Annotated in this window: 22 protein-coding genes; 15 read left to right on the plus strand and 7 right to left on the minus strand. The window is 68.6% G+C overall.

Annotation, left to right across the window (positions count from 1 at the left end):
• The first annotated feature begins 8 nt into the window (after nucleotides 1-8).
• From tsaB to ELQ92_RS06330, 4 genes are all read left to right on the plus strand, one after another.
• Nucleotides 9-623, plus strand: a complete 615-nt coding sequence (tsaB, locus tag ELQ92_RS06315; protein ID WP_128498162.1) for a tRNA (adenosine(37)-N6)-threonylcarbamoyltransferase complex dimerization subunit type 1 TsaB — start codon at nucleotides 9-11, stop codon at nucleotides 621-623.
• Nucleotides 620-1114, plus strand: a complete 495-nt coding sequence (rimI, locus tag ELQ92_RS06320; RefSeq protein WP_243694904.1) for a ribosomal protein S18-alanine N-acetyltransferase — start codon at nucleotides 620-622, stop codon at nucleotides 1112-1114. The genes tsaB and rimI overlap by 4 nt, the downstream gene beginning before the upstream one ends.
• Nucleotides 1111-2169, plus strand: a complete 1059-nt coding sequence (tsaD, locus tag ELQ92_RS06325; RefSeq protein ID WP_128498164.1) for a tRNA (adenosine(37)-N6)-threonylcarbamoyltransferase complex transferase subunit TsaD — start codon at nucleotides 1111-1113, stop codon at nucleotides 2167-2169. Before rimI ends, tsaD begins: the two co-directional genes overlap by 4 nt.
• 61 nt (nucleotides 2170-2230) lie before the next feature.
• On the plus strand, nucleotides 2231-2650 hold the full coding sequence (locus ELQ92_RS06330; protein WP_128498165.1) for a hypothetical protein: 420 nt from the start codon (nucleotides 2231-2233) through the stop codon (nucleotides 2648-2650).
• A 35-nt stretch (nucleotides 2651-2685) separates the two neighbouring features.
• On the opposite strand, the gene ELQ92_RS06335 is transcribed toward ELQ92_RS06330, so the two are convergent.
• Nucleotides 2686-3870, minus strand: a complete 1185-nt coding sequence (locus tag ELQ92_RS06335) for a class I SAM-dependent methyltransferase (RefSeq protein WP_128498166.1) — start codon at nucleotides 3868-3870, stop codon at nucleotides 2686-2688.
• 133 nt (nucleotides 3871-4003) lie between these two features.
• Here ELQ92_RS06335 and groES point away from each other — a divergent pair, with 133 nt between their 5' ends.
• The 3 genes from groES to ELQ92_RS06350 all read left to right on the plus strand — a co-directional run bounded on the left by groES (nucleotide 4004) and on the right by ELQ92_RS06350 (nucleotide 6929).
• Entirely contained in the window at nucleotides 4004-4300 is a 297-nt protein-coding gene (groES, locus tag ELQ92_RS06340; RefSeq protein WP_128495409.1) for a co-chaperone GroES, read from the plus strand.
• A gap of 193 nt (nucleotides 4301-4493) precedes the next feature.
• A complete protein-coding gene (gene rarD / locus ELQ92_RS06345) occupies nucleotides 4494-5399 on the plus strand; it encodes an EamA family transporter RarD (RefSeq protein ID WP_128498527.1) in 906 nt (301 codons plus the stop codon).
• A gap of 177 nt (nucleotides 5400-5576) precedes the next feature.
• Nucleotides 5577-6929 carry an ABC transporter substrate-binding protein gene (locus tag ELQ92_RS06350; protein ID WP_128498167.1) on the plus strand — a complete coding sequence of 451 codons (1353 nt, stop codon included), beginning with the start codon at nucleotides 5577-5579 and terminating at the stop codon, nucleotides 6927-6929.
• Between the two features lie 295 nt (nucleotides 6930-7224).
• Here the strand turns inward: ELQ92_RS06350 and ELQ92_RS06355 are convergent, their stop codons facing one another.
• Genes ELQ92_RS06355 through ELQ92_RS06370 form a run of 4 tightly spaced genes read right to left on the minus strand, consistent with a single transcriptional unit; the run spans nucleotide 7225 to nucleotide 11227 of the window.
• The gene (locus tag ELQ92_RS06355) at nucleotides 7225-8004 is read right to left on the minus strand and encodes an ABC transporter ATP-binding protein (protein WP_128498168.1); all 780 of its coding nucleotides are present in this window, start codon (nucleotides 8002-8004) and stop codon (nucleotides 7225-7227) included.
• On the minus strand, nucleotides 8001-8921 hold the full coding sequence (locus ELQ92_RS06360) for an ABC transporter ATP-binding protein (RefSeq protein ID WP_128498528.1): 921 nt from the start codon (nucleotides 8919-8921) through the stop codon (nucleotides 8001-8003). Before ELQ92_RS06360 ends, ELQ92_RS06355 begins: the two co-directional genes overlap by 4 nt.
• 34 nt (nucleotides 8922-8955) lie before the next feature.
• Entirely contained in the window at nucleotides 8956-9936 is a 981-nt protein-coding gene (locus ELQ92_RS06365; RefSeq protein ID WP_128498169.1) for a branched-chain amino acid ABC transporter permease, read from the minus strand.
• Nucleotides 9937-9946: 10 nt separating this feature from the next.
• Complete coding sequence (locus tag ELQ92_RS06370) at nucleotides 9947-11227, minus strand: branched-chain amino acid ABC transporter permease (protein WP_243694905.1); 1281 nt, start codon at nucleotides 11225-11227, stop codon at nucleotides 9947-9949.
• A 280-nt stretch (nucleotides 11228-11507) separates the two neighbouring features.
• Between ELQ92_RS06370 and guaB the strand changes: the two genes are divergently transcribed.
• The 3 genes from guaB to ELQ92_RS06385 all read left to right on the plus strand — a co-directional run bounded on the left by guaB (nucleotide 11508) and on the right by ELQ92_RS06385 (nucleotide 16015).
• On the plus strand, nucleotides 11508-13007 hold the full coding sequence (gene guaB / locus ELQ92_RS06375) for an IMP dehydrogenase (protein WP_128498171.1): 1500 nt from the start codon (nucleotides 11508-11510) through the stop codon (nucleotides 13005-13007).
• Between the two features lie 109 nt (nucleotides 13008-13116).
• Nucleotides 13117-14235 (plus strand): GuaB3 family IMP dehydrogenase-related protein, encoded by a 1119-nt coding sequence (locus ELQ92_RS06380; protein ID WP_128498529.1) that lies wholly within the window; start codon nucleotides 13117-13119, stop codon nucleotides 14233-14235.
• Nucleotides 14236-14284: 49 nt separating this feature from the next.
• The gene (locus tag ELQ92_RS06385) at nucleotides 14285-16015 is read left to right on the plus strand and encodes a glycerol-3-phosphate dehydrogenase/oxidase (protein ID WP_128498172.1); all 1731 of its coding nucleotides are present in this window, start codon (nucleotides 14285-14287) and stop codon (nucleotides 16013-16015) included.
• A 34-nt stretch (nucleotides 16016-16049) separates the two neighbouring features.
• Here the strand turns inward: ELQ92_RS06385 and ELQ92_RS06390 are convergent, their stop codons facing one another.
• Entirely contained in the window at nucleotides 16050-16997 is a 948-nt protein-coding gene (locus ELQ92_RS06390; RefSeq protein WP_128498173.1) for a hypothetical protein, read from the minus strand.
• Nucleotides 16998-17266: 269 nt separating this feature from the next.
• Between ELQ92_RS06390 and ELQ92_RS06395 the strand changes: the two genes are divergently transcribed.
• The 5 genes from ELQ92_RS06395 to guaA are packed head-to-tail and all read left to right on the plus strand — an operon-like array spanning nucleotide 17267 to nucleotide 22065.
• Entirely contained in the window at nucleotides 17267-17794 is a 528-nt protein-coding gene (locus tag ELQ92_RS06395) for a cation:proton antiporter regulatory subunit (RefSeq protein WP_128498174.1), read from the plus strand.
• Nucleotides 17795-17797: 3 nt separating this feature from the next.
• Complete coding sequence (locus tag ELQ92_RS06400) at nucleotides 17798-19162, plus strand: cation:proton antiporter (protein WP_128498175.1); 1365 nt, start codon at nucleotides 17798-17800, stop codon at nucleotides 19160-19162.
• Nucleotides 19155-20003: an SURF1 family protein gene (locus tag ELQ92_RS06405; RefSeq protein WP_128498176.1), complete on the plus strand. Its 849-nt coding sequence runs from the start codon at nucleotides 19155-19157 to the stop codon at nucleotides 20001-20003. Before ELQ92_RS06400 ends, ELQ92_RS06405 begins: the two co-directional genes overlap by 8 nt.
• Nucleotides 20004-20038: 35 nt before the next feature.
• Entirely contained in the window at nucleotides 20039-20482 is a 444-nt protein-coding gene (locus ELQ92_RS06410) for a DUF3817 domain-containing protein (protein WP_128498177.1), read from the plus strand.
• Nucleotides 20479-22065, plus strand: a complete 1587-nt coding sequence (gene guaA / locus ELQ92_RS06415) for a glutamine-hydrolyzing GMP synthase (RefSeq protein WP_128498178.1) — start codon at nucleotides 20479-20481, stop codon at nucleotides 22063-22065. The genes ELQ92_RS06410 and guaA overlap by 4 nt, the downstream gene beginning before the upstream one ends.
• 107 nt (nucleotides 22066-22172) lie before the next feature.
• On the opposite strand, the gene ELQ92_RS06420 is transcribed toward guaA, so the two are convergent.
• Nucleotides 22173-22976, minus strand: coding sequence for a Bax inhibitor-1/YccA family protein (locus tag ELQ92_RS06420; RefSeq protein WP_128498179.1), 804 nt, complete (start codon nucleotides 22974-22976; stop codon nucleotides 22173-22175).
• Nucleotides 22977-23148: the final 172 nt, after the last annotated feature.

Genomic DNA, 23148 nt, shown 5'->3' on the forward strand with positions numbered 1-23148 from the left:
TGGCAGGCGTGATTCTCGCGATCGACTCGTCCATCGGGACGTCCGTCGCGCTCTCCGACGCGACGGGACGGCTCCTGAGCGAGCGCTCCGAAGCCGGCCACCTCTCGCACGCCGAGGTGATCGGCGACCTCATCGGGGCGGTACTCCGCGAGGCAAACGCGGACCGGGCCGACGTGACAGCCGTCGCGAGCGGAATGGGGCCCGGTCCCTTCACGGGCCTCCGTATCGGCATCGCGGCGGCCCGCGCCTTCGGTGTCGCTCGCCGCGTTCCCGTCGTTCCCGTCGTGAGCCATGACGCGATCGCGGCGGCGCGCCTCGATCGACCGGTCGATGGCGACCTCGTCGTGGTGACCGACGCGCGGCGCCGGGAGGTGGCCTGGTCCAGGTATTCCGGCGTCGACGCGAGCGGACCCGTGCGCGTGAGCGGACCCGAGCTCGCGGCGCGTGAGGGATTCGACGTCGTCGATGCCGAGAGGCTCGACGCGGCGGAGGTCCCGGCGGCACTCGTGGCCCGGCTCGCGGCACTGACGCTCACCGGCGCGCGGCACCACGAGACGGACGACGTGATCTACCTCCGCGCCCCCGACGTCACGCTATCAACGCGCAAGCGGGTGACGCCGTGACGGTCTCGCTGCGGCCGGCGACGTCGGCGGACCTGGACGCCATCCTCGCTCTCGAGGAGGAGACCTTCCTGAGCGATGCGTGGTCGCGCGAGCAGATGGAGGCCGAACTCGCGAGCGCGCACACGAGTTACGTCGCGGTGACCGACGACGTCGAGGGCGTCGTGGGCTACGGAGGGGTCCTCGCGCCGAGCGGGTCGGAGGACGCGGACATCCAGACGATCGCTGTCGCCCCGTCGTTCCGGCGCGCCGGCCTCGGCCGCGCCGTCATGGCGGAGCTCATCGGAGCCGCGCGTCTCGCCGGCGCCCGGCGCGTGTTCCTCGAGGTCCGCGAGGACAACCCGGCCGCGCATGCCCTCTACGCGGACCTCGGATTCGTCGACATCGGGATCCGGCCGCACTACTACCAGCCGGACGACGTCGACGCGATCGTGATGCGACTCGAGTTCGAGGACGCATCGGCCTCGGCCGTCGGCCCGGTGGGAGCGTCATGACCGCAAACGCACCTCTCGTCCTCGGCATCGAGACGAGCTGCGACGAGACCGGCATCGGCATCGTCCATGGTCGACGGCTGCTGTCGAACCGGATCGCCTCCTCGATGGACGAGCACGCCCGCTACGGCGGCGTCGTGCCGGAGGTCGCGGCGCGAGCACACCTCGAAGCGCTCGTCCCCACGATCGACGCGGCCGTCGCTGAGGCAGGCATCGAGCTCGAGGATCTCGACGCCGTCGCCGTCACGATCGGCCCCGGCCTCGCGGGAGCGCTCATGGTCGGCGTGGGAGCGGCGAAGGCGCTCGCCGTAGGGCTCGGCAAACCGCTGTATGCCGTGAACCACCTCGTCGGACACGTCGGTGCCGATCTCCTGACGGTCGACTCCGGGCGGATCGAGTACCCGACCGTGGCGCTCCTCGTATCGGGAGGCCACACGTCGCTCCTCCTCGTGCGCGACCTCGTCGACGACGTCGAGCTGCTCGGCGAGACCATCGACGACGCGGCGGGCGAAGCGTTCGACAAGGTCGCACGCGTCCTCGGTCTGCCGTATCCGGGGGGACCCGAGATCGATCGGGCCGCCGCGACGGGCGATCCCACCGCGATCCGCTTCCCGCGCGGGCTCACGGCCCCGAAGGACCTCGAGCGCCATCGCTACGACTTCTCGTTCTCGGGGCTCAAGACCGCCGTGGCGCGGTGGGTCGAGAAGCGCGAGGCCGACGGCGAGCCGGTCCCGGTCGACGATGTCGCCGCGTCCTTCCGGGAAGCGGTCGTCGACGTGCTCATCACGAAGGCGCTGGCCGCCTGCCGCGACACGGGCGTACCCCGGCTCCTGCTCGGCGGGGGAGTAGTCGCGAACCGCCGGCTGCGCGAGGTGGCGGCCGCGCGCGCCGCCGAGGCGGGCGTCGAGCTCCGGATCCCTCCACTCGGTCTCTGCACGGACAACGGTGCGATGATCGCCGTACTGGCCGCCGAGCGGATCCGAGCGGGTCACGCGCCCTCCTCCCTGCTCGCCGCGGCCGACTCGACGCTCCCGGTCACCGACATCCAGGTGCCGTGACACGGCGAGAAGGCGACGCGGCCCACTCGGTTGGGCCGACATCGATCGACAGGAGGACGTCATGAGCGATCCCCGCTTCCCCTCGTCCGAGCAGCCGCCGTCCGACGCTCCGTCCTTCGCGGCGCCGTCCGAACCCGGCTTCGCGCCCGGCCCGCCCCACGCGGCGAATGGACGCGGCACGTTCGGGGATCCGGCGGCGGGCTGGCCCGCCGCCGGGACGGTGCCTTTCACTCCGCATCGCCGATCAGCGAGCCGGACCGCGATCGCGGCGTTCGTGCTCTCGATCGTCGGAGCCCTCGTCGGGCTCGCCATCGGGTGGGGCTTCCCTTTGTCGATCGCGGGGCTCGTCCTCGCCCTCCGCGGTCGACGGGGACCGGGCCCGTCGCGAACGCTCGCGACGTGGTCCATCGTGCTCGCAGCGGTGAGTGGACTCTCGTCCGTCGGCTGGCTCGCGTACAGCCTCGTCTCGCTCCTCGCGTAGGGGACCGCGCGAGCGCGCGATCCGGTCTCCGACCGTCAGACGCGTTCGGCGAGCAGGGCACGGTGGCGGCCCGCGACGCGCGTGAGGACGACCGTCGCAGCGTTGGGCCCCGAGAGTGCCATGCGTTTGCGGAAGACGGCGGGATCGATGTCCGCCCCGCGCTTCTTGACCTCGAGGACCCCGACCTTCCGCGTCCTGAGCTCGCGCTTGACCGTCTTCTCATCGAGTGGGAGGTCGGCGACGACCCGGAACACCGACGCGAACGGCGTCGTGACGAGGGTGTCCGACGTGAGATACGCGATGCGGTCGCTCACCATGCCGGCGCCGATGCGACGGCCGAGATCGCCGATCAGCCGTGCGCGGATGACCGAGCCGTCCGGCTCGTAGAGGTACTCGCCGAGGCGCCTCACGGATTCGTCCTCACTGTCGGCGCCGGCCGAGAGCTCGTTCGTGCCGTCGTCCGACACGACGAGCGCCGAACGTCGCACGCCGTCGCGCGCAAGGGACCCCGTCCAGACGCCGAGCTCGACCACCTCGCCGTCGACGCTCACCCACTGCGCTTCGGCATCCGTGGGGAGACGCGAACGGTCGAAGCCCGGCCCGAGCTTGACACCGACCGGGAGGCGCTCCGCGTGCTCCCACAGCCGGGCGAGCGACGGTGAGTAGTCGTCGGGATCCGTGAGACGGGACGTCTCGGCATGGCCGGCGGTGCGCCGGGCTGGATCCGCGAAGACCGCGTCGAAGCCGGAGATGTCGACGTCTCCGGCGTCGGCGTGCCGGACGGTGGAGGAGGGGAAGGGGGCGAGGTTGTAGCTCGCGATGGCAGCGGTGACCTCGTCGATCTCGACGGCCGTGACGGCGAGGTCGAGACTCGCGAGCGCGAGGGCGTCGCCGCCGATCCCGCATCCGAGATCGATGACGGAGCGCAGGCCGGCCGAGGCGTATCGACCCGCGTGCAGCGCGGCCACCCGCAGCCGGGTGGCCTGCTCGAGGCCGGCGGGCGTGAAGAGCATGCGATCGGCGAACGGCCCGAACTTCCGGCGGGCCTTCGACCGGAGCCGGGCCTGTCCGAGGACGGCGGCGACGAGTCCGGCGGAGTGTCCCTCGGCGCGGAGGCGGGAGACCGTTGTAAGGATGTCCATCGGCTGCGTGAAGGACACCGAGTCCAGCAGGGTGAGGCCCTCAGGCGTGAGCAGTTCAACGAGTTCCGCCCTGTCCATCCCGCCACGCTACCAGCGGGGGAGCGCATGTTGGCACTCACGTTGCACGAGTGCCAACGCATCCGTAGACTGGCGTTAGCACTCTCGTGGTGAGGGTGCTAACTTCAGTCTTCGCACAAGAAAGAGGTCAACCGTGTCGGTCTCCATCAAGCCGCTCGAGGATCGCATCGTCATCCAGCAGGTCGAAGCGGAGCAGGTGACTGCTTCCGGTCTGGTCATCCCGGACACCGCCAAGGAGAAGCCCCAGGAGGGTGAAGTCGTCGCCGTCGGCCCCGGCCGCATCGACGACAACGGCAACCGCGTCCCCCTCGACGTCGCCGTCGGCGACCGGGTGCTCTACTCGAAGTACGGCGGAACCGAGGTCAAGTTCGGCGGCGACGAGTTCCTCGTCCTGTCGGCTCGCGACGTCCTCGCGGTCGTCGTCCGCTGACGCTCCCCTCGGCCTGACGGGCCCGTTCGACTCCGGTCGGACGGGCCCGTCTCGTTTTCCCGTCGGCTCGCCCCGGCGGTCTCCAACGGTCGTCGGTCGAGGGAGGAATCGCTGCCCCCGGTAGGATCAGACGGTGACGGCAGAGGGTGGGACGGCGGCGAGGCGGTCCTCGTCCCGCGTCGACGGGCCGGGAGTGGGGTCGAGCGGCGGACTCGCCTATGCGGCGTCGGCCTACGTCCTCTGGGGTCTCCTCCCGCTCTTCTTCCTCGCGCTCGTCCCGGCTGGGCCCATCGAGGTGGTCGCGTGGCGGATCGTCTTCTCTCTCGTCTTCTGTCTCGCGCTCCTCACGGTGACGCGCTCGTGGTCGCGACTTGGTGCGGTCCTCCGCGACGGCCGCACCATGGCGGTCATGGTGGTCGCTTCGCTGCTGATCTTCGTCAATTGGCAGACCTACGTGCTCGGCGCCCTCACGGGACACGTCGTCGATGCGGCGCTCGGCTATTTCATCAACCCGATCTTCACGGTCGTCATCGGGGTGGTGCTCCTTCGGGAGCGGCTCAGGCGCGCGCAGTGGCTCGCGGTGGGGATCGCACTCGTCGCGGTCGTGGTCCTCGCCGTCGGGTACGGCGACATCCCCTGGATCGCGCTCATCCTCGCCACGTCCTTCTCGCTCTACGGATACATCAAGAAGCGCGTCGGGGGCAGCGTCGACGCACTGTCGGGCCTCACGATCGAGAGCTTCTCGCTCATCCCGCTGGCGATCGTCGGGCTCGTGATCGTGTCCCTGACGACGGGCGTGACGTTCGGTGCGGCCGGACCGTGGCACGTGCTGCTCATCGTCCTCTCCGGCGTCATCACCGCCGTCCCGCTCCTCTTCTTCGCCGCAGCGTCGAGGCGGCTCCCGCTCGTCACGATGGGCCTCGTTCAGTTCCTTGCTCCGGTGCTCCAGTTCATCGTCGGTGTCGTCGTCCAACAGGAGGCGATGCCCGTCGAGCGCTGGATCGGCTTCGCCCTCGTCTGGTTCGCGCTCGTGGTGCTCGTCCTCGACCTCGTGATGGCCACACGAGCGTCCCGTTCTCCCGGCGCCGTCTCGCGCTGATCGACGGATTCCGTGGCTGCGCCGGCTCGGAACCACGGAATGTAACGATTCGGTCGCGTTACATGGCCGTAACAGCACCGTATTGTTTCTGGTTCTACCCGCCATTAGCTTTGGCTGCACGCGTCGGTAGACCCTGCTGCCGCGATCTTCTCTATTTGAGGTAATTGAAGGAGCACCATGAGCGCATTCGCGAGCCCCTCGCGTTCACTCCGCCGGCGCGTCGGCGTCGGTATCGCCACGGTCGGTATCGGCACGCTGCTGCTGACCGCCTGTTCGGCATCCGGCGGAGGGACCGACGAGGAAGAGCCCGACGCGAGCACGACGGCATGTGGACCCGAAGCCGCCGAGACCACGACGGAGCTCGAGCCCGCGGAGATCACCGCAGCTCAGGATCGCGAGACGACCCTGACCCTCGGCTCGATCCTGCCCACGACGGGAACCCTCGCGTTCCTCGGCCCGCCCGAGATCGCAGGCGTCGACCTCGCCATCGCGGACATCAACGCGTCCGAGACCGGTGTGCTCGGCGGAAACGCCGCCGTCATTCACCGCGACTCGGGTGACACCACAACGGACATCGCGACGCAGTCCGCGACCGACCTGCTCAGCCAGGGCGTGTCCGGCATCGTCGGCGCCGCGTCCTCCGGCGTCTCGTTCACCTTCATCGACCAGGTCACGGGCGCTCAGGTCGTCCAGATCTCGCCGGCGAACACCTCGCCCGACTTCACGACCTACGACGACGGCGGCTACTACTGGCGCACCGCGCCGTCCGACGTCCTCCAGGGGCGCGTGCTCGGCAACCTCATGGTCGACGACGGCGCGACCAACATCGGTCTCCTCTACCTCAACGATGCGTACGGTACCGGCCTCGCCGAGAACGTGAAGACGGCCGTCGAGGCAGCGGGCGGCACGATCGTCGCGGAAGAGGCCTTCAACGAGGGTGACAGCCAGTTCAGCTCGCAGATCGACGCGGTCATGGCCGAGGACCCCGACGCCATCGCGCTCATCGCGTTCGATCAGACGAAGGTCATCATCCCCGAGCTCGTCGGCACCCAGGGCTTCCCGGGTGAGGACGTCTACTTCGTCGACGGCAACCTCGCCGACTATTCGGCCGACTTCGACGAAGGCACGCTCAACTGTGCTCAGGGCACCCTCCCCGGCGTTCTCGCGAACGACGACTTCAAGTCGCGCCTCCTCGGCATCAACTCCGACCTGACCGACTACAGCTACGCTGCGGAGTCCTACGACGCCGTCATGCTCATGGCTCTCGCCGCGATCGCCGCGGACGACGCTTCGGGCCCCGGCATCCAGAGCCAGCTGCAGGCCGTCTCCACCGAGGGCGAGAAGTGCGAATCGTTCGACGCGTGCGCCACGCTCCTCGCCGACGGCACGGACATCGACTACGACGGTGTCTCCGGTCCGATCACGTTCGACGAGAACGGTGACCCGACCGAGGCCTACATCGGCATCTACCAGTACGGCGAGGGCAACACCTACGCCCCCGTGACGAGCGAGTTCGGCTCGCTCGGCTAAGTCGCCGCACCTCCACGACGGGGCGTCGGATCTTCGGATCCGGCGCCCCGTTCGTGTCGCCAAGGAGCACCGCCGGGCGGTATCCGAGTTGTGTGCTCGTCGGGTGTCAGGATGCCTGGCGAGGGCCGTGGAGGGGCGAGGTGGGCGTGCTGCGACGGCGCGCACCGGCTCATCATGGCGTCATCGATGCGCCGACTGCGTCCCTCAGGACGCGCTCCACGACGTCGTGCACGCACGAGGAAGGCCCCCGGGCAACTGTCCGGGGGCCTTCCTCGTGGGTGGGATCAGTCGCGTTCTAGTGCCCCTGATCCGCCGCGAGCGTCCCGAGGTAGAGCTCGATGACCTTCGGGTCCTGAGCGAGCTCCTTCCCGGTGCCCGTGTAGGCGTCCCGCCCCTGGTCGAGGACGTACGCCCGGTCGCAGATCTGCAGGCAGCGCCGCGCGTTCTGCTCCACCATGATGACCGAGACGCCGGCACGGTTGATCTGGTGGACGCGCAGGAACGTCTCGTCCTGGCGGACGGGGGAGAGTCCGGCCGACGGTTCGTCGAGCAGGAGCACGGACGGGTCGATCATGAGCGCTCGGCCCATGGCCACCATCTGCCGCTCGCCACCCGACAGGGAACCCGCCCGCTGCTTGCGGCGCGAGCCGAGCTCCGGGAACAACGTCGCGACGAACTCGAACCGCTCGGCGAAGAGCGAGGGCTTGAGGAAGAGCCCCATCTCGAGGTTCTCCTCGATCGTGAGCGTCGGGAAGACGTTGTTGTTCTGCGGGACCATGCCGACGCCCTTCGCGACGAGCTTGTTCGCCTTGAGCCCCGTGATGTCCTCGCCCTTGAGCGTGACCTTTCCGCCGCGGATGTTCACCTGGCCGAAGATCGCCTTGAGGAGCGTGGACTTGCCGGCGCCGTTCGGACCGATGATGCCGATGAGCTCGCCGGGGTAGGCGTCGATCGAGCAGCCGTTCAGGATGTTGACGCCCGGGAGGTAACCGCCGACGAGATCCTCGGTGCGGAGGACCGCCTCGGGACGCTCGGCCGTCGCGGTACCGGCCGCCTGGATGCTCGCGTCGCTCATGACTTGTCCTCCTTGTGGTGCTTGTGCTCGTGGACCTCTTCGGCCGCGGCCCGGGCATCCTCGACAAGGTTGGGGCCGCCCGTGAGGTCGCCGAGATCCGTGTCGTGGTGAGCGCCGAGATACGCGTCGATCACGGCGGGGTCCTTCATCACCGTCTCCGGCGGGCCTTCGGCCACGACCTTGCCCTCGGCCATGACGATGACCCAGTCGGAGATGTGCGTCACCATGTGCATGTCGTGCTCGACGAACAGGACGGACGTACCGTCCGACTTCAGGTTCTTGATGTGACCGAGGAGCGATTGCGTCAGAGCCGGGTTCACACCCGCCATGGGCTCGTCGAGCATGATGAGCTCCGGATCACTCATGAGCGCGCGTGCCATCTCGAGGAGCTTGCGCTGACCGCCCGAGAGCGATGCGGCGTAGTCCTCGCGCTTCGCGTCGAGCTTGAACCGTGCGAGCAGCTCGTCGGCCTTGATCGTGATCTCGGCCTCCCGCGACTTCCACAGCGGACGCACGAGAGCCGTGAAGATGTTCTCACCGGGCTGCTTCGTCGCTCCGAGCAGCATGTTCTGCAGCACCGTCAGGCGGCCGAGCGACTTCGTGAGCTGGAACGTCCGCACCATGCCGGCACGCGCGACCTTGAACGCGGGCACTCCCGCGAGGGAGCGGCCGTTGAAGTTCCACGTCCCGGTGTTGGGCTTGTCGAAGCCGGTGAGGAGGTTGAACATCGTCGTCTTACCGGCGCCGTTCGGGCCGATGAGTGCCGTGATCTTCCCGCGCGGGATCTCGAGGTGCGCGACATCGACGGCGGTGAGGCCGCCGAAGGTCCGGGAGACGCCGTCGGCGACGACGATCGGATCGACCTTCGCGCAACCGGGGCCGACGGTGCCCGTCACGAGCGGGTGGGTCGAGGGGATGGCGGGCGCCGTCGTTCCACCCGCGGCGTTGTCGCTAGACACTGAAGCTCAGCTCCTTCTTGTTGCCGAAGATGCCCTGTGGCCTGAAGATCACGAGCAGCATGAGGGCCAGTCCCACGAGCATGAAGCGGATCTGGCCCGCTTGCGTCGTGGACAGGAATCCGAGGAATCCGGACTCGATGGCGCCGTAGAGCACGCCCTGGGTGAGGGAGAGGACGACCCAGAAGATCATCGCGCCGATGATGGGACCGAAGATCGTGGCAGCTCCGCCGAGGAGCATGATCGTCCAGATGAAGAACGTCAGGCCCGTCGTGTAGTTCGCGGGCTGGACCGCGCGGGGGAGGATGAAGATGATGCCGGCGATCGACCCCATGACTCCACCCATGACGAGCGCCTGCATCTTGTACGAGAAGACGTTCTTGCCGAGACTGCGCACGGCGTCCTCGTCCTCGCGGATGCCCTTCACGATGCGGCCCCACGGGCTGCGCATGAGCAGGAAGACGAGGACGCTCGCGAGGATCACGAGGCCCCAGCCGACGATGCGCACCCACCAGTCGTAGGAGTTGTAGGTGAACGGTCCGAAGCCGTAGGTGCCGTCCGGGAGCGGGTTGCTCGCGGCGAAGGTGCCCTTGAACCCGCTCAATCCGTTCGCCGCTCCGGTGACCTCCGTCAGTCCGGTCGTCGTCACGATGTACCGGACGACCTCAGCGGCGGCGATCGTCACGATGGCCAGGTAGTCCGCCCGCAATCTCAGCGTCGGGATCCCGAGGAACAGCGCGAACAGGACGGACGCGATGAGCGCACACAGGATCGCGACCGGCAGTGGCGCGCCGAACTCGATGGTCGGGATCGCGAAGCCGTACGCCCCGATGAGCATGAAGGCCGCTTGACCGAAGTTCAGCAGGCCGGTGTAGCCGAAGTGCACGCCGAGGCCGATGGCGGCGAGGGCGTAGGCCGCGGTGGTCGGGCTGATGAGCTCGCCGACGGCGTTGCCGAGAATGTTTCCCCAGTCCATGATTTCCTTCCTAGCCGATCCGCTCGCGGCGGCCGAGAATGCCCTGAGGGCGCAGCAGCAGAACGAAGATCAAGACGATGAGCGCGGCCGCGTACTTGAGGTCTGCGGGGATGACGAGCGTGGACAGCTCGACGAAGAGACCGACGACGATCGAGCCGACGAGCGCTCCATACGCCGAGCCGAGACCGCCGAGGGTCACCGCCGCGAACATCAGGAGCAGGACCTGGAAGCCCATGTCCCACGAGACCTGGCGGTAGAGGGCGAGCATGACGCCGGCGAGAGCGGCGAGACCGCCGGCAATGACCCAGACGATGCGGATGATGCGGTCGACGTCGATTCCCGACGCCGCCGCGAGTGCCGCGTTGTCCGACACCGCGCGGGTCGCCTTGCCGATGCGCGTCCGCGTGAGGAAGAGCGCGACGGCCACGAGCACGACGACAGACAGCACCATGCTGAGAATCGATCCCGTCGTGATGCGCACCGGCCCGAGGACGACGGCGTCGGAGAGCCCGACGTTCATCGTCTTCGTGTCGCCGCCGACGTTGAAGAGGTAGAAGTAGCGCAGGAGCAGGGCGAGACCGATGCTCACGATCATCGCCTGGACGAGCTTCACGCCCTTCTTGCGCAGCGGCCGCCAGAGGACCGTGTCGTGCACGTACCCGAACGCCGCTCCGAGGATGACCACGATGGGGATCGCGATGAAGATGTTGAGTCCGAGGAGGACGGCGAAGACCCAGGCGAGGATGCCGCCGAAGGTCACGAGCTCGCCGTGCGCGAAGTTGTTGAGGCCCGTGGTGCCGAAGATGAGGGTGATGCCGATCGCCGCGAGGGCGACCAGCAGCCCGAAGTTGAGGCCCGAGACCAATCGCTGCATGAAGAGGTCGAAGAACCCCGAGGTCTGTCGGGTGTCCTCTCCCAGGGGGAAGAGGCGGGAGATGCTGCTCGTCTGCCACTCGTCCGCGGACACGTCGGCGGTCGTGCGGTCGGGATCGCGGAGTTCGATCCCGGCGGGGAGCGTGTCCGTGTCGAGGGTGACCGTGTAATCGCCCTTCTCGGGAACCTCGACGCTCCAGCGGCCGTTCTCGTCGGACGTCGCCGTGTCGGAGAACCCGCCACCCTCGACGTCGATGTCGACGCCCTCGACGGGGTCGTCGCCGTCGCGGAGGACTCCTCCGATGGTGAGGACGGGGCCCGACGGTTCCTCACTCGGGTCGGTCGACGCCGACGCGGCCGACGTCCCGATTCCGAGGAGCGCGAGAGCCGCGAAGAGCGTCGCGAGGACAAGGGCCACGGGCCGCGGGACGGATCCCGTTGTTCTAGCTGCGTGCAAGGATTTACCTCCAAGAGGGCGACGGCGTTGTCGCCGGTGCCTCGTCCAGTGCCATGTGACGGTGCTTGAGGCTACGTCCTCTACATGACGGTCATGTTTCGCGCCGTTGTCGAAAGGCGTGCCGTAATTATGCACTGTGGGAATAGCCGGGCGTGCATCGAGCTTTAAGATGGAACAAACCGGCCGGGCCCGACGACTGCGCCCGCAGGACCGCGGGAACATCGCACACTGAGAGGCGCCAATGGACACCGACCCCTTCGGCTTTATCGGACTCACCTACGACGACGTCATGCTGCTTCCGGCGCACACCGACGTCATCCCGAGCGAGGCGGACACGTCGTCGCGCCTCACGAAGCGCATCCGAGTCGCGACGCCGATCCTCTCGAGCGCGATGGACACGGTGACCGAAGCGCGCATGGCCATCGCGATGGCGCGTGAAGGCGGCATCGGCATCATCCACCGCAACCTCTCGATCACCGATCAGGCTGAGATGGTCGACCGCGTCAAGCGCAGCGAGTCGGGCATGATCACCAACCCGGTCACGACGACCCCCGATGCGACCGTGGCCGAGGTCGACGCGCTGTGCGGACAGTTCCGCGTCTCCGGCCTGCCCGTCGTCAACCCCGACGGAACTCTCGTCGGCATCGTCACGAACCGCGACATGCGGTTCGTCGCGGGTTTCGAGAAGTCGACGACGAAGGTCTCCGACGTCATGACGAGCGACGGCCTCATCACCGGGCCCGTCGGCATCAGTCCGGAGGACGCCGTCGCGCTTCTCGCCCAGCACCGCATCGAGAAGCTCCCGCTCGTCGACGCGGCGGGGAAGCTCAAGGGGCTCATCACGGTCAAGGACTTCGACAAGAGCGAGAAGTACCCCTTCGCGACGAAGGACGAGAACGGCCGTCTGCGGGTCGGCGCCGCGATCGGCTTCTTCGGCGACGCCTGGCAGCGGGCGCAGGCCCTCCTCGACGCGGGTGTGGACGTCCTCGTCGTCGACACCGCGAACGGTGACTCCGCCGGGGTCATCGACCTCATCCGTCGGCTCAAGTCCGACCCGGCGTTCGCCGGTGTCGACGTCATCGGCGGCAACGTCGCGACCCGGGAGGGTGCACGGGCGATCGCGGAAGCGGGAGCGGACGCGATCAAGGTCGGCGTCGGCCCCGGCTCCATCTGCACGACACGCGTGGTGGCGGGCGTCGGCGTCCCGCAGGTCACCGCCGTCTACGAGGCGTACCTCGCGGCTCGCGAGTACGACGTCCCGGTCATCGCCGACGGTGGCCTCCAGTACTCCGGCGACATCGCGAAGGCCATGGTCGCGGGTGCGGAGACGGTCATGCTCGGGTCGCTCCTCGCGGGATGCGACGAAAGCCCCGGCGACCTCGTCTTCGTCAACGGCAAGCAGTTCAAGAACTACCGCGGCATGGGGTCGCTCGGAGCGATGCAGACGCGCGGCGAGCGCACCTCCTACTCGAAGGACCGCTACTTCCAGGCGGACGTGCCGAGCGACGACAAACTCATCCCCGAGGGGATCGAGGGTCAGGTCCCGTACCGCGGGCCGCTCTCGGCCGTCGCCTACCAGCTCATCGGAGGGCTCCGCCAGTCGATGTTCTACGTCGGCGCGCGCACCATCGAGGAGCTCAAGCAGCGCGGCAAGTTCGTCCGGATCACCGCTGCGGGTCTCAAGGAGTCGCACCCGCACGACGTCCAGATCGTGGTGGAGGCCCCGAACTACCGCCGTTAGGTGTCCCGCCGTTCGACTCGAGCACCTCCTCCATCGGGCTCGTCCGCACACAGCGGGCGAGCCCGATCCCGTTCGTGTCGGCACACGCCGATAGGCTGGGGTGGTGAGCATGGAAGTTGAGATCGGCCGCGCCAAGCGCGCCCGCCGGGCATACTCGTTCGACGACATCGCGATCGTGCCGTCCCGGCGCACGCGCGACCCCGAGGACGTGTCGGTCACGTGGAGCATCGACGCCTACCAGTTCGCGACGCCGATCATCGCTGCGCCGATGGATTCCGTCGTGTCCCCGCAGACGGCGATCATGATCGGCCAGCTGGGTGGGCTCGGGGTGCTCGACCTCGAGGGCGTCTGGACGCGATTCGAGGACCCGGAGCCGGTGCTCGCGGAGATCCGCTCTCTTCCCGCCGATCGTGCGACGGCGCGCATGCAGGAGCTGTACGCCGCTCCCATCCGTCCCGAACTCGTGACGCAGCGCATCGCCGAGATCCGTGAGGCGGGGGTGACCGTCGCGGGAGCGCTGTCGCCGCAGCGCACGCAGGAGCTGTACCGCACCGTCGTCGAGGCCGGCGTCGACCTCTTCGTCATCCGTGGCACGACCGTCTCGGCCGAGCACGTGTCGAAGAACCAGGAGCCGCTCAACCTCAAGAAATTCATCTACGAGCTCGACGTGCCCGTCATCGTCGGCGGCGCGGCGACCTACACGGCGGCGCTGCACCTCATGCGCACGGGAGCGGCGGGCGTACTCGTCGGCTTCGGCGGCGGCGCGGCATCGACCACGCGTGCGAGCCTCGGAATCCACGCGCCCATGGCCACCGCCGTCGCAGACGTCGCGGGGGCTCGTCGCGACTACATGGACGAGTCGGGCGGGCGGTACGTCCACGTCATCGCCGACGGGGGACTCGGTTCGGCCGGAGACATCGTCAAGGCGATCGCGTGTGGAGCCGACGCCGTCATGCTCGGCACGACGCTGGCTCGCGCGACCGACGCGCCCGGCGGAGGGTTCCACTGGGGGACCGAGGCGTATCACTCCCAGCTGCCGCGCGGGCGACGCGTGCCCGTCGAGCAGGTCGGTTCGCTCGAAGAGGTGCTCTACGGACCCGCGACGACGGCCGAGGGGAGCGCCAACCTGGTGGGCGCGCTCCGCCGCTCGATGGCCACCACCGGGTACAGCGATCTCAAAGAGTTCCAGCGCGTGGAGGTGGTTGTCGCCCCCTACCCCGTGCAGTAGCGTCGAAATGGAGCCGAGAGGCTCCCGACGAGCACGCCTGGAGGCGATGATGGCCCAGAATTCTGTATCCCGGTCCAACAAGATCGGTCCGGAGGAGCGAGCCGCGGCGATCGAGGCTCTGAAGTCCAAAGAGCTCGACATTCTCGTCGTCGGTGGCGGGATCGTGGGCACGGGTGCCGCGCTCGACGCCGTCACGCGCGGTCTCTCGACGGGGCTCCTCGAGGCCCGGGACTGGGCCAGCGGCACGTCGAGCCGGTCGTCGAAGCTCGTCCACGGCGGAATCCGTTACCTCGAGCAACTGGACTTCGGTCTCGTGCGCGAAGCGCTCATCGAGCGCGGTCTCCTCCTGCAGCGGATCGCACCCCACCTCGTCAAGCCCGTGCGCTTCCTCTACCCGCTCACGAAGCCCGTGTGGGAGCGCTTCTACATCGGTGCCGGCATGTTCCTTTACGACATCTTCAGCTACTCCGGCGGCCGCCCGCCCGGTGTCCCGCACCACCGCCACCTGACGAAGCGCCAGATCCAGCGCTCGATCCCGTCGCTCGCCGCGAATGCCTTCACCGGGGGGCTCACGTATTACGACGCCCAGGTGGACGACGCCCGCTACGTGTCCTCGCTCGCCCGCACGGCATCGTTCTACGGCGCGCACGTCGCGAGCCGCGTGCGAGTGGAGGGTTTCGTGAAGGTCGGCCAGCGCGTCGTCGGAGTCGAGGCGCACGATCTGCAGTCGGGGGAGCGCTTCGAGATCCGGGCGAAGCAGGTCGTGAACGCGACCGGCGTGTGGACGGATGACACCCAGGCGATGGTCGGCGAGCGCGGCCAGTTCAAGGTGCGTGCGTCGAAGGGTGTGCACTTGCTCGTGCCGCGGGATCGCTTCCAGTCCACGATGGGGATGATCCTGCGCACGGAGAAGAGCGTGCTCTTCGTCATCCCGTGGGGTCGCCATTGGATCATCGGGACGACGGACACCGACTGGAACCTCGACAAGGCGCACCCGGCAGCGACGGCGGCGGACATCGACTACATCCTCGAGCACGTCAACCAGGTGCTCGCCGTCCCGCTCACGAGGGAGGACGTCGAGGGTGTGTACGCGGGGCTGCGGCCTCTGCTCGCCGGTGAGAGCGATCAGACCTCGAAGCTCTCGCGTGAGCACATCGTGACGCACTCGGTCCCGGGGCTCGTCGTCGTCGCCGGCGGGAAGTGGACGACCTACCGGGTCATGGCGAAGGACGCGATCGACGCTGCCGCCGACGCCCTGGACGGGAAGATCCCGCCGTCGACGACGCAGGACATCGCGCTCCTCGGAGCCGAGGGTTACCAGGCAGCGTGGAACAAGCGCGGCAAGATCGCGCGGGCATTCGGCGTGCACAAGGTCCGTATCGAGCACCTCCTCAACCGCTACGGCGTGCTGACCGACGAACTGCTCGACCTCGTGAGGTCGCGGCCGGAGCTCGCGGAGCCGCTGCCGGGCGCCGACGACTACATCCAGGCGGAGGTCGTCTACGCGGCCTCGCACGAGGGTGCGCTCCACCTCGAGGACGTGCTGGCTCGACGGACGCGTATCTCGATCGAGGCGTGGGACCGAGGCGTCTCCGCGGCACCCGTGGCGGCGGGCCTCATGGCCGAGGTGCTCGGCTGGGACGAGGAGCGCACGGAGAGCGAAGTGCAGAACTACCTCAAGCGCGTCGCCGCCGAGCGCCTCTCGCAGGAGCAGCCGGACGATGCCGCAGCGGATCGCGTCCGCCTCGAGGCCCCGGACATCGCCTCCGTCACCGAATAACCCAAAGAGCTACACCCGCACGAGGGCGCCAGGTCTACCGGGCGCCCTCGTTGCCGCCCAGGCGCCGTCGGGGAGCTCCTGCGCGACTGACGAGGTCGAGGAGCCGAGGAGCGGGCCCGGTGAGATCGTCCCAGGTCGCGCGCACGACGCGGAGCCCCACGGCTCTGAGGCGGTCCTCGCGGCGCTTCTCGCGCCAGACCACGTCCTCAGGGCTGCCACCGGTGTACTCGAGAGTCGCATATTTCCGGAAGCCGTCGAACTCGAGGACGATCCCGGCGTCCAACCAGGCGAAGTCGACGTACCCGACGAGTCCGTCGCTGTCGTCGATGCGATGTTGAAGGGTCGGAGCGACGAACCCGGCATCGTGAAGGAGCAGGCGGACGAACGATTCTCCGCCGTTCGCGGCGTCGGGGGCGACGATAGCGAGCAGTGCCCGCGACTGGTGCGAACCGCGACCGGTTCCGAGTCGACGATCCTCCTCGAGCAGGCGGTCGGTGGTCGTGTGGCCGAGTCGCACGGCGTGATCCGCCATGGACAGTGCGGATGCGCGGGAACCGGTCCGCGCGACGTCGACGATCGTCCGCTCGAGACTCGTGCAGCGGACACCGTCGATCACGTCGACCTCCGGCGGGTGGGATGTGCGGTGGCGCGTGTAGACGCCGCTCGATCGCCCGCCGCCACGTTCGGAGACGACGGTGTGGACGGTCTCGGGCCAACCGCCCACGATCGGGAGGCGTCTCATCGCGGCCGCCGAGTAGTGGCTGAGAGTCGGTGTCGTGGGAGAGCAGGCGAGAGTCGCGTGTATGAAGGCGCGATAGCGCTCATCATGACCCATCGCTGCCCAGTCGCTCGTCGGAATGTACACGCCGCGACGTACGCGCTGCAGGTCGAGTCTCGTGTCGGTCGGCCGCGCGCGGCCACCCGTGCGTCGTGAGGAGGACAGCTCGAAGGGGATGTGCGGTGATTCGAAGAGTGATGGCATGCCGGGAGGATGGCGGTGCTCGTCGCCGGCGTGTCATGAGTCGGCGGAGATGGGTGTGGATGGCGTGCCGGTGACGGTGTGAACGACGGGTTCGCATTCGCTGCGAGGGCACCTCCTTGGTAGTGAGGGCGCTCGTTGTATGTGGCGCCCTCGTGCGGGTGTAGCTCTGTGGGGGAGTTCGCGCGCGGCGTACGGCGTGAGGCGGCGCGGCGGACGGGCGGCGGCGGCGGGCGGGTAGGCTGGACTCACTCGAGAGAAGGAGTGGTGCGATGGTCGACGTTCGGAGGGTCAAGCTCCCCGGTGTCGGTGTCCTGCACTCCTTCATCACCGACGACGGCGGCAAGGTCGGAGTCATCGCCCATCGTTCCGGTCACAGCGACCTCATCACCTTCTCGGACGATGAGGACGGCTCCGACGCCACGAAGGTATCGCTCCGGCTCTCGGAGGACGAGGCGCACACCCTCGCCGAACTCCTCGGCGGAACGCGGATCACCGAGTCGCTGACGGCGCTCGATCAGCTCCCGGGGCTCTCGATCGACTGGTTCACGGTCGACTACGAGGACCACATCGCGGGGCAGCCCCTCGGCGATCCCGCTGAGCACGGCATCATCGGCCTGACGGTCGTCGCGGTCGTCCGCGGCGAGTCGACGAACCCGGCACCCGCGGCGGACTTCCGTGTCTTCCCCGGCGACATCCTCGTCGTGGCCGGCAGTCCCGAGAAGGTGGCGAAGGCGTTCTCGTTCTTCCGCACGGGAGAGGCGAAGAAGGCCCCCGTCGACGTGTCGCCCGGGAACTAGCGCATGCCGCTTGCCGCCGCCGTCGAGGGATCGCACTTCGGCGCCGACATGGTCGTCGTCGGGCTCCTGTTCGTCCTCGCCTGGGGGCTCGGTCGACTCGGGAAGCTCATCGGCCTCCCGGCCATCCCCGTCTACATGCTCGTCGGTCTGCTCGCGTCCCCCTACACCGGGTGGTTCCCCCTCGACCTCGACGGCGACTACATCGGCCTCATCGCGGTCATGGGGCTCGTCCTCCTGCTGTTCAACCTCGGGCTCGAATTCGATCAGGACGAGTTCTTCGGAAACGCCGGCAAGCTGCTCGTCTCCGGCGGGACGTACATCCTCGTCAACATGGCGGTCGGCCTGGGGTTCGGTTTCCTCGTCGGGTGGGGAACTCCGGAGGCGCTCATCATCGCGGGCATCACCGCCACGTCCTCGAGCGCCATCGTGACGAAGCTCCTCATCGAGCTCGGCCGCCTCACGAATCGCGAGACGCCCATGATCCTCGGCATCACCGTCGTCGAGGACGTGTTCATCGCGATCTACCTCGCCATCGTCGGTGTCGTGCTCTCGGGCGAGACCGAACTCTGGCCGGTCGTCGGACGCCTCGCGCTGTCCTTCACCTTCATCGTCGTGATGTTCGCGCTCGCCCGCTTCGGCGGGCGGATCGTCTCGCGGCTCATGCGCACGAAGGACGACGAGCTGTTCACGATCCTGTTCTTCGGGCTCGCCGTCCTCTTCGGAGGCATCGGCGAGCTCCTCGGCGTGACCGACGCCATCGGTGCATTCCTCATCGGTCTCGTCCTCGGTGCCACGCGTTTCCGCAACCGGATCGAGACGATCGCCGTGCCGCTGCGTGACGTCTTCGGCGCATTCTTCTTCCTCAACTTCGGACTCGCCCTCGACGCCTCGGCGTTCGGCGGCGTCCTCGTCCCCGTCCTCGGCGCGGTGCTCATGACCGTCGTGCTCAACATCATCGCGGGACAGGTGGTCGCGAGACTCAACGGTCTCGGGGCGCAGGAGGGCATCAACACGACGGTCATCCTTCAGAACCGGGGAGAGTTCGCGCTCATCCTCGCGACGCTCTCGCTCTCGGCGGGACTGGACGAACGCATCCAGCCGTTCGCGGGGCTCTATGTCCTGATCCTGTCGATCGGCGGTCCCATGCTCGCAGCGCAGTCCGAGCGCATCGGGGAGTTGCTGCTCCCGTCGCGTCGTCGGCGTCGTCGGCGTCGTCGCGCGTCGCTCCTCGGAGCGGGGGAGCCTGCTCGACGGACACCTCGAGGAGACGCGATGTCGGCGGAGGACATCGCCCTCGTCGAAGCGGCCATGGCGGGAGACCTCGACGATCGCGACGGGCGAGAACGGGACGGGCACGCGAATGGTTGACGCGGCGACGGACGACCGGGTCGTCCCGGAGGCGCCCCTGTGGCGGACGCTCGTGCGCCCGCGGTGGCTTGCTCTCCTCGCGCTCGCGCTCGTCATCGCCGCGGCCTTCGCGGCCCTCGGGCAGTGGCAGCTCTCCCGCGCGGTGGACTCGAACGATCCCGGGTTGTCCATCGGCGTCGACGAGAGCCCGACTCCGGTCGAGGACGTCGTGCGACCCGGCGAGCCGATCCGCACCGACGACGTCGGTCGGCTCGTCGACGCCACCGGCCAGTGGGTGCCGGGCGACTTCCTCGTGATCTCCGACCGAGTGAACGACGGACGCACGGGCTGGTGGGTCGCAGGCCACCTCGCGACGGGTGCGGACGCCGACGGTCCCTCTCTCGCCGTCGCTCTCGGCTGGAGCGCCGAGGAGGGGACGGCGAGGCGAGTCACCGAGGAATGGAACGCGGGCGGCGCGCCGACGGGCGTCGTCACCCTCACGGGGCGCATCGTCGACTCGGAGGCGCCGGAGCTGCCCGATGAGGACGCCGCGGATCCCTTCACGATGACGACGCTGTCGGAAGCGGCTCTCGTCAACATCTGGCGCGAGACCGCCTCTCCCGACATCTACGGCGTGAATCTCATCTCTGCGGCTGCCCCGAACGGACTCGAGTCGATCTTCTCCCCACGACCCGAGGCGCAGACGACGCTCAACTGGCTGAACGTGTTCTACGCCCTCGAGTGGGTCGTCTTCGCGGGCTTCGCCGTCTACTTCTGGTACCGCCTCGGCCGCGACGCGTGGGAGCGCGAGGCCGAGGAGAAGGTGCTCGCCGAGTCGACGCTCGCTGAGTCCTCCTCGTGACGGGCCTCGCGGTCGGGGGCGACTAAACTGGCAGCATGCCCCTCGAACCACGCGAAAGCGATCTGCCGCGCGTCCGCGGCGCGCTTCGCTTCTACACGGTCGCGTCGATCATCACGGGCGTCATGCTCCTGCTCCTGTGCCTCGAGATGATCGTCAAGTACGGCCTCGGCTACGAGCTCGAACTCGCCGGACCCTACGGCTTCCTCGCTTTCGTCCCCCGGGAGACGGCCGTCGCCGTCAACCTGTCGACCGGCATCCTCATCGCCCACGGTTGGTTCTACGTGGTCTACCTCTTCAGCGATTTCCGGCTCTGGTCGCTCATGCGCTGGCCGTTCTGGAAGTTCCTGCTCATCGCCGCGGGCGGCATCGTCCCGCTGCTCTCCTTCTTCCTCGAGGCCCGGATCGGGCGCGAGGTCACCTCGTACCTCGAACGCCGATCCGCGGCGTCGACCCCGTCAGTGGAGGCCACGACAGCATGACCGACCACCTTCCCGAGGGCCCGCGGCCCGTTCTCGTCGTCGATTTCGGCGCTCAGTACGCCCAGCTCATCGCGCGCCGAGTGCGCGAGGCCGGCGTCTACTCCGAGATCGTGCCGCACTCGATCTCCGCGGAGGAGATCGCCGAGCGGAACCCCGTCGGAATCGTCCTGTCCGGCGGCCCGTCGAGCGTGTACGAGGACGGTGCCCCGTCGCTCGACCCCGCGGTCTTCGACCTCGGCGTGCCGACGCTCGGCATCTGCTACGGCTTCCAGGTCATGGCCACGGCCCTCGGCGGGACCGTCGCCCGCACGGGCGCTCGGGAGTACGGCTCGACCGACGCGAACGTCGCGATCGAGGGGGGCACGCTCCTCCACGACCAGCCTGTCGACCAGACGGTGTGGATGAGCCATGGCGACTCCGTGGCCGCCGCGCCGGACGGCTTCACCGTCCTCGCATCGACCGCCTCGACCCCCGTCGCTGCCTTCGCGAACGACGAACGCCGCCTCTACGGCGTGCAGTGGCACCCCGAGGTGAAGCACTCGGCGTACGGGCAGCGCGTCATCGAGAACTTCCTGCACCGGGGTGCCGGGATCGACCCCGACTGGAACCCCGGCAACGTGATCGCCGATCAGGTCGAGCGGATCCGTGCCCAGGTCGGCACGGGCAAGGTCCTCTGCGGCCTGTCCGGCGGCGTCGACTCCGCCGTCGCCGCGGCGCTCGTGCACGAGGCCGTGGGCGACCAACTCGTGTGCGTGTTCGTCGACCACGGCCTTCTGCGCCGCGACGAGCGTCGCCAGGTGGAGGAGGACTTCGTCGCGTCGACGGGCGTTCGCCTCGTGACGATCGACGCGCGCGAACAGTTCCTCTCGGCGCTCGCGGGAGTGAGCGACCCGGAGCAGAAGCGCAAGATCATCGGGCGGGAGTTCATCCGCACGTTCGAGAAGGCGCAAGCCGACCTCATCGCCGAGTCCGTCGAGGAGGACGGCGACCCGATCGGCTTTCTCGTGCAGGGGACGCTGTACCCCGACGTCGTCGAGTCCGGCGGGGGCGCGGGGACGGCCAACATCAAGAGCCACCACAACGTCGGCGGCCTTCCCGAGGACCTGCAGTTCGAGCTCGTCGAGCCGCTGCGCACCCTCTTCAAGGACGAGGTGCGCGCGATCGGGCGCGAGCTCGGCCTGCCGGAGGTCATCGTCGGCCGTCAGCCCTTCCCAGGCCCGGGACTCGGCATCCGCATCGTCGGCGAGGTGACGCAGGAGCGCCTCGACCTGCTTCGGGAGGCGGACGCCATCGTCCGCGCCGAACTCACGGCCGCGGGACTCGACACCGAGATCTGGCAGTGCCCGGTCGTCCTGCTCGCCGACGTCCGCTCGGTCGGCGTCCAGGGCGACGGTCGCACCTACGGCCACCCGATCGTGCTGCGTCCCGTCTCGTCCGAAGACGCGATGACCGCCGACTGGACGCGACTGCCGTACGACGTGCTCGCGCGCATCTCGAACCGCATCACGAACGAGGTCGACGGCGTCAACCGCGTCGTGCTCGACGTCACGTCGAAGCCCCCGGGAACGATCGAGTGGGAGTGATCCCGCCCCGCGCCTGATTCGGGCTGTGCCGGACACGGAGCGCGGGAGCACAACACGAAGGGCCGGGAGAGGATCTCCCGGCCCTTCGTGTGTGCGGTGACGACGCGTCAGTCGCGAGCGATCGCGAACATGCGCAGCAGCTCCATGTAGAGCCAGATGACAGTGACCATGATGCCGAAGGCGCCGGTCCAGCCGTACTTGCGGGGAGCGCGGTTGCGCACGCCCTGCTGGATCATGTCGAAGTCGAGCACGAGCGAGTACGCGGCCATGAGGACCACGAAGACTCCGAGGATGAGACCGAGCGGGATGCCCATGATCTCGACCTCGCTGCGGAGACCGAAGGGGCTGTCGATCGCGCCGAACATGACGAGACCCACGTTGACGAGCGAGAAGACGGCGTAGCCCACCATCGCGATGAGGAAGATCTTCGTCGCCCGCTTCGAGGCGCGGATCTTGCCGCTCGCGAAGAGCGCCAGGGTCACACCGACGACGACGAGGGTCGCGATGACGGCCTGGCTCACGATGCCGGGCCACTGCAGCTCGAAGATGCTCGAGATACCGCCGACGAAGAGGCCCTGGGCGCCCGCGTACGACAGGATGAGCGCGGGTGACGGCTCGCGCTTGAAGATGTTGACGAGGGCGAGCACGAAGCCCACGATCGCCGCGGGGATCGCGAGTGCCGGGAAGATCCAGCCGACGACGGCGGTGACGAGGAGAACACCGAACGAGATGCCCGTCTTGGCGATGGTGTCCTCGACCGTCATCCGGTCGGTCTGCGTGGAGCCGGCCGCCGGGCGGTTGTACATCTGGACGAGTTCCTCGGCGCTGAGGCCTTGCTGCGCGTGGTTCAGCGTCGCAGCCTGACCCCCCTGGAACGCGTTGTTTCTAAAGGCGGGGTTGTTGGAAGCCATTGCTGTAGGTCCTACTCTCAGTCGGTGCGGCTGGGATGCGGCGCTTCCTGTGCGGGAGCGATGCGTCCACGCTATCCCACAACGCTGGGAGACCGCTTCCGATTCCCGCGCCATTCCGGGCCTCGACGGGGTTCGAGCGGAGGCGGGCTACCGGTTCGCACGCGGCCTCGCG

The organism is Labedella populi (assembly GCF_004078655.1).
Taxonomy (GTDB): domain Bacteria; phylum Actinomycetota; class Actinomycetes; order Actinomycetales; family Microbacteriaceae; genus Labedella; species Labedella populi.